The sequence below is a fragment of the Christensenella massiliensis genome (assembly GCF_040409835.1).
Classification (GTDB): Bacteria; Bacillota; Clostridia; order Christensenellales; family Christensenellaceae; genus Christensenella; species Christensenella massiliensis.
The window spans coordinates 2,162,796-2,179,409 of sequence record NZ_CP117826.1 but is presented as its reverse complement, the minus strand read 5'-3'; the positions used below and the strand labels follow the sequence as shown (position 1 = coordinate 2,179,409).

14 protein-coding genes are annotated in these 16,614 nt (G+C 51.6%); 7 read left to right on the top strand and 7 right to left on the bottom strand.

Translation table 11 applies throughout. From position 1 onward, the window contains the following. Positions 1-2 precede the first annotated feature (2 nt). Genes PUP29_RS10685 through PUP29_RS10660 form a run of 6 tightly spaced genes read right to left on the bottom strand, consistent with a single transcriptional unit; the run spans position 3 to position 6,139 of the window. Positions 3-1,061: a zinc-dependent alcohol dehydrogenase gene (locus PUP29_RS10685; protein WP_353423280.1), complete on the bottom strand. Its 1,059-nt coding sequence runs from the start codon at positions 1,059-1,061 to the stop codon at positions 3-5. Positions 1,062-1,085: 24 nt separating this feature from the next. After that, the gene (locus tag PUP29_RS10680) at positions 1,086-2,087 is read right to left on the bottom strand and encodes a uroporphyrinogen decarboxylase family protein (RefSeq protein WP_353423278.1); all 1,002 of its coding nucleotides are present in this window, start codon (positions 2,085-2,087) and stop codon (positions 1,086-1,088) included. Positions 2,088-2,102: 15 nt separating this feature from the next. Then, positions 2,103-2,564 (bottom strand): D-ribose pyranase, encoded by a 462-nt coding sequence (gene rbsD, locus PUP29_RS10675; RefSeq protein WP_353423276.1) that lies wholly within the window; start codon positions 2,562-2,564, stop codon positions 2,103-2,105. Positions 2,565-2,574: 10 nt separating this feature from the next. Then, the gene (locus PUP29_RS10670; RefSeq protein ID WP_353423274.1) at positions 2,575-3,531 is read right to left on the bottom strand and encodes an ABC transporter permease; all 957 of its coding nucleotides are present in this window, start codon (positions 3,529-3,531) and stop codon (positions 2,575-2,577) included. A gap of 4 nt (positions 3,532-3,535) precedes the next feature. Further along, the gene (locus PUP29_RS10665; protein WP_353423273.1) at positions 3,536-5,029 is read right to left on the bottom strand and encodes a sugar ABC transporter ATP-binding protein; all 1,494 of its coding nucleotides are present in this window, start codon (positions 5,027-5,029) and stop codon (positions 3,536-3,538) included. 60 nt (positions 5,030-5,089) lie between these two features. After that, the gene (locus tag PUP29_RS10660; RefSeq protein WP_353423271.1) at positions 5,090-6,139 is read right to left on the bottom strand and encodes a sugar ABC transporter substrate-binding protein; all 1,050 of its coding nucleotides are present in this window, start codon (positions 6,137-6,139) and stop codon (positions 5,090-5,092) included. Between the two features lie 564 nt (positions 6,140-6,703). Between PUP29_RS10660 and PUP29_RS10655 the strand changes: the two genes are divergently transcribed. Further along, positions 6,704-7,741, top strand: coding sequence for a LacI family DNA-binding transcriptional regulator (locus PUP29_RS10655; RefSeq protein WP_353423269.1), 1,038 nt, complete (start codon positions 6,704-6,706; stop codon positions 7,739-7,741). 38 nt (positions 7,742-7,779) lie between these two features. Here the strand turns inward: PUP29_RS10655 and PUP29_RS10650 are convergent, their stop codons facing one another. Next, on the bottom strand, positions 7,780-11,226 hold the full coding sequence (locus tag PUP29_RS10650; RefSeq protein WP_353423267.1) for a DNA polymerase III subunit alpha: 3,447 nt from the start codon (positions 11,224-11,226) through the stop codon (positions 7,780-7,782). Between the two features lie 212 nt (positions 11,227-11,438). On the opposite strand from PUP29_RS10650, the gene PUP29_RS10645 reads away from it, so the two are divergent. Genes PUP29_RS10645 through whiA form a run of 6 tightly spaced genes read left to right on the top strand, consistent with a single transcriptional unit; the run spans position 11,439 to position 16,606 of the window. Continuing rightward, entirely contained in the window at positions 11,439-12,242 is an 804-nt protein-coding gene (locus tag PUP29_RS10645; RefSeq protein WP_353423265.1) for a Cof-type HAD-IIB family hydrolase, read from the top strand. Then, positions 12,239-13,159: an HPr(Ser) kinase/phosphatase gene (gene hprK / locus PUP29_RS10640; RefSeq protein WP_079545902.1), complete on the top strand. Its 921-nt coding sequence runs from the start codon at positions 12,239-12,241 to the stop codon at positions 13,157-13,159. Before PUP29_RS10645 ends, hprK begins: the two co-directional genes overlap by 4 nt. After that, positions 13,156-14,070: a UDP-N-acetylmuramate dehydrogenase gene (gene murB / locus PUP29_RS10635; RefSeq protein ID WP_079545903.1), complete on the top strand. Its 915-nt coding sequence runs from the start codon at positions 13,156-13,158 to the stop codon at positions 14,068-14,070. The genes hprK and murB overlap by 4 nt, the downstream gene beginning before the upstream one ends. After that, positions 14,070-14,777 carry a PHP domain-containing protein gene (locus PUP29_RS10630; RefSeq protein ID WP_079545905.1) on the top strand — a complete coding sequence of 236 codons (708 nt, stop codon included), beginning with the start codon at positions 14,070-14,072 and terminating at the stop codon, positions 14,775-14,777. Before murB ends, PUP29_RS10630 begins: the two co-directional genes overlap by 1 nt. Positions 14,778-14,786: 9 nt before the next feature. Beyond that, positions 14,787-15,650 carry an RNase adapter RapZ gene (rapZ, locus tag PUP29_RS10625; RefSeq protein ID WP_079545907.1) on the top strand — a complete coding sequence of 288 codons (864 nt, stop codon included), beginning with the start codon at positions 14,787-14,789 and terminating at the stop codon, positions 15,648-15,650. 11 nt (positions 15,651-15,661) lie between these two features. After that, complete coding sequence (gene whiA, locus PUP29_RS10620; RefSeq protein WP_079545909.1) at positions 15,662-16,606, top strand: DNA-binding protein WhiA; 945 nt, start codon at positions 15,662-15,664, stop codon at positions 16,604-16,606. The last annotated feature ends 8 nt before the right edge of the window (positions 16,607-16,614 follow it).

Here is a 16,614-nt window from a genome sequence, read left to right as displayed (position 1 = left end):
GCTTAATATTTGATCACGATCTTTTTGACCGGTATTTTCTTTTCTACCATGTCAAATGCGTCCAGTATGTTTTCAAACGGTATGATGTGGGAGACGTAATCTTCCAGATTCAGGACTCCCATCCGCACCCACGTTATGATCTGATCGTGCGCCGCCGCTTCCTGTGCTTTTACAGGAAATTGCAGGAATTTGACGCTCCAGTTATAGGGCGCCGCAGCCCAAGCAAGGTTCATTTCAAGCTTCGGCGATATCCCGTAAACACAAATCTGCCCGTTATCTTTCACAAGATACATCGCCGTATTGATGAGGTCGTTGACGCCAACCGCATCCAGAACAAAGTCTGCGCCGTTCGGCAGAATATCCCGCACCGCTTCTACTACATCGTCTTTGCTGCTGTTTACAAAGTAGTCTGCACCCGCTTTTTCTGCCTCCGCGCGTTTTTCTTCCATAATGTCTACGGATACGACATTGGAAACGCCGAGCAGTTTGGCAAATTTTACAAACGTAAGCCCGACCGGCCCCGCCCCGAAAACGACCATGTCATGGCCTGTTCCAAATCCAAAATTTTTGCATGCTGCCAGCACTTCACGAAAGGTGTTCACCATCGCGCCATAGACCGGATCGATATCCACCGGCAGTACCTTTTGCGTATAATATCCGTCCCAGAAGCCCGGTGTGCCCGGTCCGCAGCCCATTTCAGCCATCGCCTGCCAGTCGCGGGCAACAGTATATTCCGAGTAGGCGCTCCACGCAGAATAATATTCCGTACCCGGATATTTTCCGTCTGCACCCATCTCAAGATAGGGAAGCGTGATCCTGTCGCCTACCCGCCATTGCTTTACTTTTTTTCCAACCTCTACCACTTCGCCGATCGCTTCATGTCCGAGCAGACACGGGTAGGTATCCAGCCCTTTAAATGAACCGTGCAGTATTTTTGTATCCGTTCCGTTGCACACACCGCAGCTCAGCGTTTTTGTCAATACACAGTCGTCCGCGATCTTTGGCATCGGCACCTCTACGACTTCCAGCTTATGCTTTGTTGTTACCGCTAATGTTTTCATTCCTCATATCTCCTTTTCCATCATTTACCACGTCACACTTTTTACCGCTTCCAGCATGGCCCGAATATTTTCTACCGGGATATCCGGCGTGACTGCGTGCGTCGGCGAAAACAGATAGCCTCCGCCTTCTCCAAGTATTTTGACTGTTTCCACAGATTTTTCATATACTTCTTCCGCCGTTTTATAGGGAAGAAACTGCTGCGTACTGACAGCGCCCCAGAAGACTATGTTTTTTCCATATTCCCGCTTGATCTTTCGGAGATCGTATATTTCCGGCTGAACGGTATTGTATACGTCTACCCCGATCTCGATCAGATCCGGAAAAATATCTTCGATATCGCCGCAGCTATGCAGCAGGACATACTTCCCTTTTTCCTTTACTTTGCGGAAAATTTCGGCGGCAAATGGCTTAATGAATTTCCGCCACATTTCCGGCCCCATGATGAGCCCCTTTTGCCTGCCATAGTCGTCCCCAAAATAAACGCCTTCAAATTCTTCCCCGAGAACTTCATCCAGCAGCCCCATTTGGTATTCGGCAATCCGTTCGAACAGCCGCATGACCTTCTTTTCTTCAAGCGCCATATTGACAAGCAATTCTTCCATGCCCATCAGCGCCCATGCACGCTCGTACAGGAAATAGGTCATACGAAACATGCGGAAGCGTTCCGTATCTTCGCGCATCGCATCCAGACCTTCCCTGAGGAGCGCCGTATCGACCGGCGGAAACGCGTAGTCTTCTATCCCGTCGATCCCAACCGGGGCGTTCACCGGAATCCCGATATCTCCCCCGTCGTTCCCGAGCTGCCACCGCACGCCGAAAGCATCTTCATAAAGCGTGGGTGTGAGCCACTTTATCTTTTTATATTTGCCGAACATGATATGCGAACCGAGGTCCTGTTCGACGTCCGCGCAAGGATATTTTTCCTTGTAGAGCCGTGCGAAATCCGAGGTGATTTCAAATGCCCACGGCGTATGCTCCGTCTCTTTATGTTTGATCGCTTCGATCACATTTTCCCTGTATGTCATCCTATCCTCCTGTTGTTATACCCGGCCGCGGTAGAATTCCGGCACCTTTACGCCCTCCGCACGATACCATTCCGGCGCGTCGATCGCCGGATAGAGCGTGATCGATCCGTAGGGCTGAAAAGAGCCTGTCCTTATGACCGCCTTTGCGCGTTCTGCGATTTCCCCTGCAAGTTTTTCGTGAGGAACAAACGTTTCCTGAACCTTCAGCCCCGCATATACTTCCCTATATTTCCGGAGCATGACCGGGTTGACTTCCCGTATTTCATCCGCAAGTGCATAGCGCTCGATGATCAGTTCTTCCCGCAAGAGCTCCAGAATGCGCAGTACCGTCGGGCAGTCTTTTTCAACCGCCAGTTCGATCCTTTTCGTTCCTTTTGGGATGGCGAACCCCGCGTCGCACACGACGATCACATCTCCGTGGCCAAGCTCTGCAATCAGCGCGCACAAATCTTTATGCAATATTCCCTTTTTCTTCATATCAGGCTCCTCATTCGTATCCGCCGCCGCGCGCAACGTCGAGCATGACCGCAATGACGAGTACGATGCCTTTTGCAATCGTCTGCCAAAAAGACATTACGTTCAGCAGCGTCAATCCATTTTGCAGGATCGCGAAGATCAGAACTCCCAACAGCGTGCCTACGATGCTTCCTTTGCCGCCGCTCATACTCGCGCCGCCCAAAACGACCGCGCCGATTACATCCATCTCAAGGCCTTCTCCAGCAGACGGGATCGCCGTTCCCGTCTGGGACGCCGTAACGATACCGGAAAGTCCTGCGAACAGGCCGCACAGCACATAGATGACAAACCGCACGCCTTTTACATTCATTCCCGCAAGGCGGCTTGCTTCTGGATTCCCGCCGATCGAATAGGTTTTCCTGCCGAAGGGCGTATTTTTCAAAACATAGCCGATGATGATAAACATCGCGATCATGATGATGACACAGTAGGGAACCACATCCAGCAGATAACCCCTGCCCAGCCATTTGAACGCGTCTGCCGATACGATCTGCGACTGTCCATTTGTCGTCAGCATTGCCATGCCCCTAAAAATAGACATCGTCGCCAGCGTTGCAATGATCGGTACGATCTTGAAGCGTGTTACCAGCAGTCCATTGAGCGCTCCGCAGCCCGCGCCTGTGAGCAGGGCAAGAAAGATACCAAGCGCAACGTTTCCCGTTCCCGCAATCACGAGGCCCGCCACCATGCCCGTCAGCCCTACGACCGAGCCGACTGAGATATCAAGCCCGCCCGAGATGATAACGAGCGTCATCCCCGTTGCACAAATACCCGTTACCGCCGAATACAGGAAAACGTTCATAACATTACTGAACGTAAGGAAATTCGGGGCGATCACCGAAAAAATGATGAATAGTCCGACGCATGCGACCAGCACCGTCATTTCCGTTGAAAGATCAATTCTTTTTTGCTTTTTTACCGCTTCCATTGTTTTAAACCTCCCCGATTGCGCCGTGCATCAATTTCTCCTGACTCATTTCACCGCGCGCAAATTCCGCCGTTACTTTTCCCTCACACATCACCATTACCTGATCTGCAAGCTGCAGGATCTCGGGCAGCTCCGATGAGATCATGACGACACCCAGCCCTCTTTCACAAAAATCTTCCATCAATTTATAGATCTCCGTTTTCGCGCCGACATCGATACCCCGAGTCGGTTCATTGAGGATCAGCACTTTTGGATCTGTCGCCAACCATTTCGCGAGTACGACCTTTTGCTGGTTGCCGCCGGAAAGCCCATTCACGACCGTATTGAGAGCCGGCGTTTTGATCGCAAATTTTTCCTTCCATTTCGCAGCGATCTCTTTTTCCTTTTTGTGATCGATTCTGAGCGGAGTTGAATATTTGTCCACGGATGCTGTCATGATGTTATCCCTTACGGACTGTATCAGAATCAGGCCGTCTTTTTTGCGCTCGGCCGTCACATAGGCGATGCCGCTTGCGATCGCATCCGCCGGCTTGCGCATTTTTTTCGGCGTTCCATCCACATAGATTTCTCCGCTGTGTATTTTATGCGTTCCAAAGATACATTGCGCCATTTCGGTCCGTCCTGAACCCATCAGTCCGAATATGCCGAGTATCTCCCCCGCTTTTACTTCAAAGGAAATATCTTTTAAATAATCGGTCGTAAGGCCCTTTACCTTAAGCACTGTCTGCTTTTTTTCGACTTCCCGCTTAGGGTAAAACATATTTACTTCACGTCCGACCATCATACGGATCAGTTCTTCGCGCTGTGCCTCTTTCATTTTTACAACGCCGATGCGTTCCCCGTCGCGCATGACCATGACCCGATCCGCAATTTGAAACAATTCATCAAGCCGATGGGATATGAAAATGATCCCTATTCCCTGATCTCTCAGTTTTGCCACCAGTTTCATCAGCTTTTCCGCTTCCTTTTCCGACAGTGCGGAAGTCGGCTCATCCATGACCAGTATTTTCATTTTTTGGGAAAGCGCCTTTGCAATCTCTACAAGCTGCTTTTCAGCTACTGAAAGATCGCGCATATATGCCCCCGTCGGAATATCCACTTCGAGCGTATCCAATATTTCCCGCGCGGCGTTCCTCAAGCCTTTCCAATCGACCCGCCCGCTTTTGCTCCGCGGCCACCGGTTCAAAAAAATATTTTCGGCGACCGTAAGATCGTTCAGGTAATTCAATTCCTGATAGATGATACTTACGCCCTGATCGTTCGCTTCACGCGGCGTATGATAGCTCTGCACTTCTCCATCAATCAGAATCTCTCCTTCATCTGCATTGTATGCACCGGAAAGAATCTTGATCAGCGTCGATTTTCCCGCGCCGTTTTCCCCCAACAGAGCCAGCACCTCGCCCGCATGCAGCTCGAGGTCTACACTGTTTAAGGCGAGAACGCCCGGAAAGCGTTTGGTCACACCCTTCATTTGCAACAAATATTTGTTACCTTCCATACCATTCTCCTCTGCTTGATTTGCGGCGCCCCGGACGGGCGCCGCAATGTAACCTCTATCTTATTCAGGATAGTATTCCCTGATATTTTCCTGAGTCAGGAAATAGTGCGTGACAAACGATTCTGCCGGCACTTCTTCTCCTTTGGCAAGAGAAATCGCGATCGGTACTGCAAGCGGGCCGTACTGCTCGGGTGAGAAGCTCGCGCTTCCGATCCAGAAGTTTGCTTCATCTTTATACAGATTGTCGAACGTACTGTTGAACGGTCCGTTTCCGGCCAGAATGACATGATCCTGACGGTTCGCAATCTCGACCGCCGCGAAGGCGCCTTGTGTTTCATCATCCTGCATACAGCCGATCAAAATATGCTCCGCGTCCTGATTTGCCGTAAGCGCATCTGTTACGACTTTTTGTGCCTGCGCCGTGGAGTCCTCCCCGTCGAGGATAACTACTTTATCGTCCGGCAGTTCTACTTTCGAACGGATCCCGTCCAGTATTCCGCCCATACGCTGTTCATTCGTTTCTCCCGTGGAAAGCGTTCCAACAGATAGGAACAGATCTACCTCACCGTTCCACTGGTCGATCGCGGCCTGTCCGAGGTTTTCTCCGCATATGAAGCCTGCTTCATAATTGTCGCCGCCTACATAGGGCGCGGCTCCTGCGTCGTTCGCTACCGGAATATCGATCGCCACGCTCGGGATCCCTGCTTCATCCAATATATCTTTGATTTGCGTATTGACGGTCGAATCGTTATAATATTCGATCACGCAGTCCACTCCGGCACTAATCAGGGTATCGATATTCTGCACTGCTGTCGCGCCGTCTCCCTGATTATCCACACAGATGATCTCAACTCCTGCTTCCGCTGCCGCTTCTTCCATTCCGCGTTTTACCCATGCAAAATAATCGCCGGAATCCGTTAGGTTCGCAAAGCCGATCTTGATCGCGTCATCCGAAGCCGCCTCCCCGCTTTCCTCCGCAGGCGCAGCCGTTTCCGGCGAGTCCGGCGCTTCGGAAACCGCCGGACTTTCAGCCGGCTGTGCTGAACAGCCTGCGAAAGCTGCCACCATCGATACTACTAATACCATTACTACGATCGTTCTTTTTAACATTCTTTTTCCTCCCACTTTCTTTTTTGTAACGTCTTTTCGACGTTAAAATATTTTATGTAAGCGCTTACAATTTTGTATGACAGATATATTGCAGGCAAAATATATACTCTTGCCATGTTTCAATGCCCTTTCCGATCGAAATCTGTTATGGAGAAAACAATTTCTGATAAGCCTTTTGTAAGCGCTTACACAATGTGCTGTATCAATAAAAATTGATTCTCATTTTATTTACATGAAAACGAATCCCGAAAAATATTCTAGAGAAATTTAACCACGCAAAATATACCCGCGCAGGCGCATAAGAACGATTGTATAACGGCGGTCATGAAAGTGGCTATAAAAGTCTACTTTCATCTCCACCCCTGTGTGACTGTTCATGCTATTGCAGGTATCTTCATGATTCAAATCGATTCAGGTGGAAAATCACAAGCACTTTTGTAAGCGCTTTCTTGTTTCTTTTATATTTATATATATCACAATCAATAATTTATGTCAATATATTTATTGCTATTATTTCATAAATTTGCTATAATTTGGGTAAATTATAGTAATATGAGGGAATTTATGGCAATTACAATCAACGATATCGCAAAAAAAGCGGGGGTTTCTTTGGCAACGGTTTCACGAGTGCTCAATAAATCTCCTCATGTCAGCGATACCGCGAGGCGGAAAGTCGAACAAGCCATACGGGAATTCAATTATATCCCAAGTGCATACGCCCGGGGATTATCCAGAAACCAGAGCAATATCATCGGCGTTATCGTTCCCGAAATCACAAATCCTTTTTTCAGTGAAGTGATCACCGGTATTACCGAAATCGGCGACAAGCACAATTTAAACGCCCTGTTTTTCAATACCGATGAAAGCATTGACAAGGAGCGGCGTGCGCTGCGTATTTTGCAGGAATATAGGGTCCGGGGGCTGATCATCACTCCCGTTACCGGAGAAAACCGCTATGACCGGGAATACATCCAACTGTTCGAAAACCTCAATATTCCTATTGTTCTCGTTGACCGCGATATCCGGAACAGCGATTTTACAGGCGTTTATTTTGATGATTATGCCGCCCTGTTCAAGCCGACCTCTCTACTGATCGAAAACGGGCACAAGGACATTGTCCTGTTTACCGGCAATCCAGACCATATCGTATCCAAGCGGCGGCTCGAGGGATACTGCGATGCATTTTCCGCCCACCAGATGGCTTACAATCCCAAAAATCTCATTCCCTGCGATTTTTCGATGGAAAGCTCCTATAATCTCACGCGGAAGCTGATACTCGACCACAATCTTCCTACTGCGTTTATCGGGATGACAAACATGCTTAGTCTCGGGTGCCTGAAAGCCCTGTATGAATTCGGGATCTCCATTCCCGACGAGGTCGCGTTCGTGGGTTATGACCGTCTGGACGTTCAGGACGTTTTCAACATGCACCTTACTCTTGTCGAAAAAGACGCAAAAGAGATGGGCCGCAAAGCCACTGAATTGCTGTATGACAAAATTATGGGGAAGAAAACTTCTACCCGTACGATCCTGACTCCTCAAATGTTTATACGGGGATCAGAGCGGTTCCCGTCTTCTGATCCGAATTTGCGTATTTTTTGACTGCGTATCAGAAAAGGCTGTCGGTTGACAGCCTTTTTTTATTTTACGACCACATTTTCCGGCCCGAGATACTGCTCCAGCTCGCTGATGAGCTCTGCCTGATAGGCCACGCTGCGCGCGCCGCACAGTTTATATTTCTGTCCGGTTTTTTCCACATAGACCACCGCGCTGCTTCCGCCCGGATAGCGCTTCATGATACGCATCAGTCCGTCGATATCGCAGTTTTTATCCTGCGCAAGCTTTACATACAGCTGTTTGCCCGCAAAAAACGCATCGTCGGGCACATACCGCGCAATGCGGCCTGCAAGAAGCTCAACACCGTTTTGCCCCACCGTCACCCTGCCGCTCACAGTTACGATCGCGTCCGTCTTCAGAAATGCCTCTGCGTCAGAATATACGTTTGGAAACGCGATCATGTTCATCTGCGCATACAGATCCTCCAGCACGAAATTCGCCATCATTTTTTTCTGCCGCGTCGGGCGCGTACGCACCGACGTCACGATCCCCAGCAATTCCACTTCTTTGCCGTCATATTCGTACATCGTCATCTCGTCGCCTGCCGTCTGCATGATATCTGCGATGGATACCGGCCGGTTTTTCAGCACGTCCGCAAATTCGTCGAGCGGGTGCCCGCTGATATAAAGACCGGTCATTTCCTTTTCATAGGACAGCTTTTCCGCTTCCCCATATTCCGGAATATCGGGCAGTTCCACTGCGAGCGGAGCGAAATCCCCCTCCATGTTGTCGAACAGAGACATCTGGCCCGTCGCCTGCCTTTTTTTGAGCTGCGCCGCATCGGCAAGGACCTGCTCATATACCGCCATGAGCTGAGAACGCTTCGCTCCGAAGCAATCAAAGCAGCCGGAAAGGATCATACTCTCAAGACGCTTTTTATTGAGCACATCCGTATTCTTTTCCACGAAATCGGTAAAATCCTGATAGCCCCTGCCGCGCCGCGTAATGACCTCGCCGACCGCCTCGCCCACATAGGAGATCGCAGAAAGCCCAAAACGGATGCATTCGTTTTCAGTCGTAAAATGCATGCCCGACTGATTGACATCCGGCGGCAGTATTTTGATCCCCTCGTTTTTGATCGTCTGGATATACTCGCCCAGCTTTTGTTTGTTTGCAATAAAGCTGTTGAGGAGCGCCGTCATGAACTCTACGGGATAATAGCACTTCAAATAGGCCGTCTGATAGGCGACGACCGCGTATGCGCAGGCATGAGATTTATTAAACGCATAATTGGCGAACGCCATCATCTGGTCGAACAGCTCGTTTGCCGTCTTTTCGTCCATTCCCCGGCGCACCGCGCCCTCTACCGTGATTTTACCGTCCTTTTCTTCCCCATGAATGAATATTTTCCGCTCCTTTTCCAGTACGCTCTGCTGCTTCTTGCTCATGGCGCGGCGCACGAGGTCGCTCCTTGCCATAGAATAGCCGGCCACGTCGCGCACGATACGCATGATCTGCTCCTGATAGACCATGCAGCCGTAGGTATCCCGCAGAATCGGCTCGAGCATCGGGTGCAGATAATGCACGCTTTTGGGATCGTGCTTGCTGCGCACATAGTCGGGGATGCTTTCCATCGGGCCCGGCCGAAACAACGCGTTCGCCGCCATGATATCGTCGAGGCATTCCGGCCGCAGGTCCTGCAAAAGCCGCCGCATGCCGCCGCTTTCAAACTGGAAGATACCCAGTGTGTTGCCGGAGGACATCAGCTCATAAACCTTTTTGTCGTTAAGATCGAGCCTTTCGATGTCAAGCTTCACTCCGTGGTTTTCTTCGATCATACGGACCGCGTCGCGAATGACCGTCAGCGTGCGAAGCCCGAGAAAGTCCATTTTTAAAAGCCCCATACTTTCGAGCTTCTTCATGGTATACTGCGTCATGACGCTTTCGTCCTTGGGGTTCTTTTGCAGGGGCACATAATCTGTGATCGGAGCGTCCGCAATGACGACGCCCGCCGCATGGGTGGACGCGTGCCGCGCCATGCCCTCCAGCCTGCGCGCAACGTCGATCACATTTTTTACGTCCGGATTATTTTCGTATTCCGCTTTCAGCTTAGGATTCCTGTCGAGCGCCTTATCAATGGTCATTTTCAGCTCGAACGGCACCATTTTGGCAATACGGTCCGCATCCGCGATGCTCATATTCATCACCCGCGCGACGTCCCGTATCACGAGCCGCGCGCCCATCGTACCGAACGTGATGATCTGCGCCACATGATCGCTCCCATATTTTTGCGTCACATAATCGATGACCTCCTGCCGGCGTTCGTAACAGAAATCGATATCGATATCCGGCATGCTGATGCGCTCGGGATTTAGGAACCGCTCAAAGAGCAGATTATATTGGATCGGATCGATGCTGGTGATACCGAGACTGTATGCAACGATACTCCCCGCTGCGCTTCCCCGCCCCGGGCCGACCATAATGCCGTTTTTCTTTGCAAAGCTGACAAAATCCCAAACGATGAGAAAATAGTCCGTAAAGCCCATGTTGTCGATGGTCGAAAGCTCATAGTCAAAGCGCTCCTGTATTTCGTCTGAAAGATCGGGATAGCGCTCCCGCAGGCCCGCTTCCGCAATGTGCCTCAGATATTCCCGGTTCGTGTAGCCCTCCGGCACTTTGAATTCAGGCAAATGATTGTTGCCGAACTCAAATTCCAGATTGCATTTTTCTGCGACCTCACGCGTATTGCTGACCGCCTCCGGCACATAGGAAAAAAGCCTGCTCATTTCTTTGGGGGATTTCAGATAGAATTCCTCCGTTTCGAATGCCATTTTGCTGGGCTGGTCGATGGTGGTGACGGTCTGGATGCACATCAGCACCTTTTGTGCGTATGCATCTTCCCTGTTTACATAATGTACGTCATTCGTTGCGACCGGTTTGACATCAAGCTCGTCCGCCAGCTTTAAAATGAGCGGATTGATGCGCTGCTGCTCCGGTATGCCGTGGTCTTGCAGCTCAAGGTAGAAATCCGGGCCAAACATATCCTTCAGGCGCTGCGCCATACGCTTTGCGCCTACATAATCGTTCTGCATAAGCAGCCGCTGCACATCTCCCGCAAGGCAGGCCGACAGGCATACGAGCCCCTCCGTATGCTGTTCAAGCAGTTCGTAATCAATACGCGGCTTATAGTAAAATCCCTCCAAAGAGCCTGCCGAAACGAGCTTCATCAGGTTCTTATAGCCTGTCATATCCTTACACAGCAGCACGAGATGCGCATATTCGCGCGAAAGCGAGTTTTTTTCAAACCGGCTGCCCGGAGCCACATAGACCTCGCAGCCGATGATGGGCTTGATCCCCTCTTTTTTCGCTGCCTCATAAAAATCGAGCGCGCCGTACATCACGCCGTGGTCCGTAATCGCAAGCGCGTCCATACCTTGTTTTTTTGCCCGCGCCACCAGATCGCCGATCCGCCCCGCGCCGTCGAGCAGGCTGTATTCCGTATGCACATGCAAATGCGTGAAATCCGTCATTTCCGTTTTTCCTCCGTCCTCAGGCTGCCGTTTCTTTCAGTATAGCATGCCCGCCCGCCGATTTGTGTAAATTTTTCTTGTTTCTTTTCTTTGGCGCGCAGCCGGCTCTGCATCTCTCCCCGGTATTTTACGCTTTCCAATCCTCCGCGGTTATTGTATAATGATACTGAATTATACAGCATGATTTTACTGGAGAAGGAAGGCAGAATTTTATGGCTTATAAGCTGATCGCACTGGACCTTGACGACACGCTGCTCGACTGCAGCAAAAATATTTCCCAGCGGAACAGGGATGCCATCGCAGCCGCCCGCGCGAAGGGCGTGCATGTGATACTCGCGTCCGGACGCGCTTATCCGGGCGTATGCGGATTCAATGAGCTGCTGTGCAACAGGGATTACACGATCGTATGCGGAGGCGGCCAAGTCGCCGACCCGGACGGAAAGGTGATCTATTCCGCGTATCTTTCCCCTCTTGCCACCAAGCAGGTGATGCGCTGGGCCGTGACGCATGGGGTATATTTTCAGGTCTATACGGACGACGGCTATTATTTTCTCCGCAGGACCGATTACTCCGATTATTATGAAAAGCTGTGCGGCTACGGCGGCATCGAGGCTCCGGACCTGATGGAAACGGAGATGATACTTGCGGCAAAGATACTGCTCATCGATACGCCGGAAAAGCTGGAGGAATACCGCAGCGAGCTGTCCGCAATGTTTCCGGAGCTGATCATCAAAAAATCACAGAGCGATTTTCTTGAGATCATGGACCCGGAAGCGACCAAAGGAAACGCACTTGCCTATTTAGCCAAGAAATTAGGACTCGACCGCCGGCAGGTCATCGCCATGGGCGACAGCGAGATCGACGAAAGCATGATCCGCTGGGCCGGTATGGGCATCGCTATGGAAAACGCATGCGAAGCCTGCAAAGAGGCGGCAAACGACGTGACCGGCCCGCATGATGCGGACGGCGTCGCCCAGTCGATCGAAAAATATATTCTGGGGGTGGATACGGAATGAAACGCACGATCAAGATCACGGACCTCGCGAAAGCGATCAGCTTGAATATCGTCTATATGGGAACACGCGATACGGCGGAGATCGATTCAAGCGACCTAAACCGTCCCGGGCTCCAGATGAGCGGGTTTTTTGAATATTTTGCGGTCAACCGCATCCAACTGTTCGGTATGGTGGAAATGACCTATCTCCAGACGCTCGACCCGCAGACGCGGATGGAACGGCTCGACCGGTTCTTTTCCCATCCGATCCCCTGCGTTCTCATCGGCCGCAATCTGACGCCGCCGGACGAGTTTCTCGAATGCGCGCGCAAATATGACATTCCTGTCCTGATGTCCGGCCTGACGACGACAAAGCTTTCCCATAAGACGGCGATCTATCTCGACGCGCTGCTCGCGCCCGTCATCTCGCGCCACGGCGGCCTGATGGATGTCTACGGCGTGGGAATGTATATCACCGGCGACAGCGGCGTCGGCAAAAGCGAGACTGCTCTTGAGCTCGTAAAACGGGGACACCGTTTCGTCGCTGACGACGTGGTGGAGATCCACAAGCTGTCTGACGACACGCTGATCGGTCAATCGCCGGATATCATTCGTCACATGATGGAAATACGCGGCCTCGGCATCATCGACGTTTCCGTCCTATATGGCATGGGCTCCATACGGAGGGAAAAATCGATCGAACTGGCGATCCACCTTGAGCCGGGCGATGTGCGGGATATCGACCGCCTCGGCACGGCGGACAACCATATCACGCTTCTTGGCGTGAAGATACCGCAGATCACGCTTCCGGTACGGCCGGGGCGCAACCTTGCCATCGTTATGGAGGTCGCGGCCATGAACTTCCGTCTGAAGAGCATCGGGCAGGGCGGCGGCGACTGGCTCGCCCAAAATATTATGGATGTGATCTCACAGGCATGAACCTAAAACACCTTACCGCCCGCCTTATCTCTTTACTCGGAGAAGCGGGCGTTCGTGAAAATGAATCCATGGCTGCCCATACGACGTTCAAAACGGGGGGGCCGGCCGATCTGATGCTTCTTCCGCATACGGAAGACGGTCTTATTTCCGTTCTGCGCGTCCTGCGTGAGGAAAGCGTTCCGTTTTCCGTCATCGGGCGCGGCTCTAATCTGCTCGTTTCCGACGAAGGGCTGCATGGCGCGGTCGTAAAGCTCGCGGAGCGGATGGATGGAATTTCCGTACGGGAAAACAGAGTAACCGCCCAAGCGGGCGCTTCCCTGCGCCCCATTTGTCTCGAGGCGATACGCGCCGGACTATCCGGTCTCGAATTCGCGGGCGGTATCCCCGGTTCCCTCGGCGGCGCGGTCGCGATGAACGCAGGGGCTTACGGCGGCGAGATCGGCGATTTTATCACCTCCGTACGCGTATTGGACCGCCGTTTTGAAACGCTCTGTCTTTCTGCAGCGGAGCTTGATTTTTCCTACCGGCGCAGCGCCGTGGCAGAGCAGGAATATATCGTACTCGATGCGGAATTCACGCTGCCCGAGGGGGATCCGCAGGCGTCTATGGATAAAATGAACGAGCTGAATGCACGCCGCAGGGACAAGCAGCCGCTCAATTATCCGAGCGCGGGCAGCACGTTCAAGCGTCCGGCAGGGCATTTTGCCGGTGCTTTGATCGAGCAGTGCGGTCTCAAAGGGTTTTCTATCGGCGGCGCGCAGGTTTCAGAGAAGCACGCCGGGTTTATTATTAATATGGGAGATGCTTTCTCCCGGGATATTTATGAGTTGATCCTTCATGTTCAGGATACCGTTCTGAAAGAGACGGGCGTATTCCTCGAACCGGAAGTAAAAATGCTTGGAGAATTCTGATGCTTAAAATCATTGCAGACACACACACCCACACCGTCCATAGCCATGGCACAGGTACGGTGGAGGACAATATAAAGGCAGCTGTTTCCCTCGGCCTGAAGCGTATCACGATCAGCGATCACGGCCCGCTCCACATGTGCTACAACATCAAGGATGTGGAGGCTTATCTGCGCGATATCGAGGAGATGCGGGAAAAATATGCAGGGAAAATAGAAGTGCTTGCGGGTGTGGAGATGAACCTGCTCTCTTCCGAGGGCGACGTGGATTTTCCGGAAAAATGGGCGGACCGCTTCGACGTGTTCCTCATGGGCTATCATAAGCTCGTCCGCTATAAAACGTTTGCCGACCGTCTGAATATGATGCTTGTAAAACGCGGCACGGAAAAGGCCGTCGCACGCAACACCAACGCCTACCGGAAAGCGCTTGAGCGCTATCCCATCGACATCATCGTGCATCCCGGCTATGGTCTGCCCGTCGATCTTTTAAGCCTTGCGGGATATGCCGCGGAAAAAGGAGCCGTCATGGAGATCAACGCAAAGCACCCGGAGTTCACGGCAGAAGAGCTGCGGGCCTGTGCGGAAACGGGCGTAAAATTTTCTATCGGCAGCGACGCGCATTCCCCCGGACGCGTGGGCGATTTCCTGCCCGCCTTGAAAAAGGCGGAGGAAGCAGGCATCACCGCCGGACAGATCATCAACGCGGAATAAGGAGAAATCATGAAATTTACGATCGTAACAGGACTTTCGGGCGCGGGACGTTCTTCCGCATTGAAGCGGCTTGAGGACCTCGGTTATTATTGTGTGGATAACCTGATGCCGGAGCTGATCCCCCAGTTTGCAAGATTATGCATGGAAAGCACGCACATACGCGATAAGGTCGCCGTCACGGTCGATACGCGCATGGGAGATTTTTTCGATTCTATTTATGCGACCATCGACGAGCTGAAAACGATGGACCTTGACCTCGATATCCTGTTTCTCGACGCTTCCGACGCCGTTTTGGTCAAACGCTTCAAGGAAGTACGCCGGAGCCACCCTGTTTCGGGCAGCGGCGAGATCCTTTCCGGCATCCACATGGAGCGCCGCAAGCTCCAGCAGCTGAAGGACATGGCAAACCATGTTGTGGACACCTCTTCCTACAACGTGATGAAGCTGAAAAAAATGATCGATACCATGTATTCGGGAGACCATGATACCCGTTTGCTGATCTCCATCATTTCGTTTGGATATAAGCGCGGGATCCCGCTCGATGCGGATATGGTCTTTGATATGCGCTTTATTGAGAATCCTTATTATATAGAGGGAATGCGCAGGCATTCCGGCCTTGACGAGGACGTGCGGGAGTTCGTCCTTTCATTCGACCAGACGCAATTTTTCCTCACGGAGCTGGTCAGGATCGTTGAAACGCTGTCCCCCTGCTTTGTCAGCGAGGATAAAAACCAGCTTGTGATCGGCATTGGCTGCACGGGCGGCATGCACCGGAGCGTTGCGGTCGCAGAAGAGCTGTATAAGCGGTTCTCGGAAAAAGGGATGCGCGTGACGCTTGAGCACAGGGATCTTACTTTGGAAAAAAACTGCTGACGGAGGGCATTATGTCGTTTGCAACAGCTGCCAAGGATGAAATTTGCTCACAGGCGGAGGAACGGGACTGCTGTATCATGGCGGAGCTTTGCGCCGTCACCCTGATATGCGGCAATCTTTCCATTTCCCGCGGCGGCGTACGCATCAAATATCATACGGAAAGCATGGCGGTCGCCAAACGCATTTATGATACGGTCACACGTATTTTAAAGCTCGATTCCGAGGTGGAGATCAAGGATAACCTCCTCAAAAAAAAGCACAGCTATACGATTGCGGTAGACGACGCGGCGCTGCTGCTCTCCATTCTTGGTCTTGAGGGAAATCTGCTGACGAACGCTACGCCTCCGCGCGAGCTTTTGGAAAAGGAGTGCTGCCGTTCCGCGATTCTGCGCGGCGCGTTCCTTGGCGGGGGAACGGTCTCTGATCCGAAAAAAAATTATCACGCGGAATTTGTGACGCATTCCGAGGCATTTGCAGGTATTTTGCTGGAGCTTCTCCAAAAAAATGAAATTCATGCAAAAATTATTCACCGCAGGCAGAATTTTGTGGTATACTTGAATGAAGGAGACGGGATCGCTGCTTTGCTTACGCTGATTGGCGCTTATTCTTCTATTCTGAATCTTGAAAATGTGCGCGTTTTAAAAGAAATGCGCAATAACGTCAACCGGGCTGTCAACTGCGAGACGGCCAATATCAATAAAACCGTTAATGCCGCTATGACGCAGGTTATGAATATCCATAAAATAGAACGCACCGTCGGGCTTGGCAGCCTGAGCGTTCCATTGCGTGAAGCGGCCGAATTAAGGCTCGCCAATCCGGAAGCGACTCTTACTGAATTGTGTGAGCTTGGCGGTACGACAAAATCGGGGATGAACCACCGGCTCCGTAAGATCAATGCCATTGCACAGGAGCTTCCCGGCACATCATCTCCGCGGCCAACCGACACTAAGCATTAAAAGGGAGG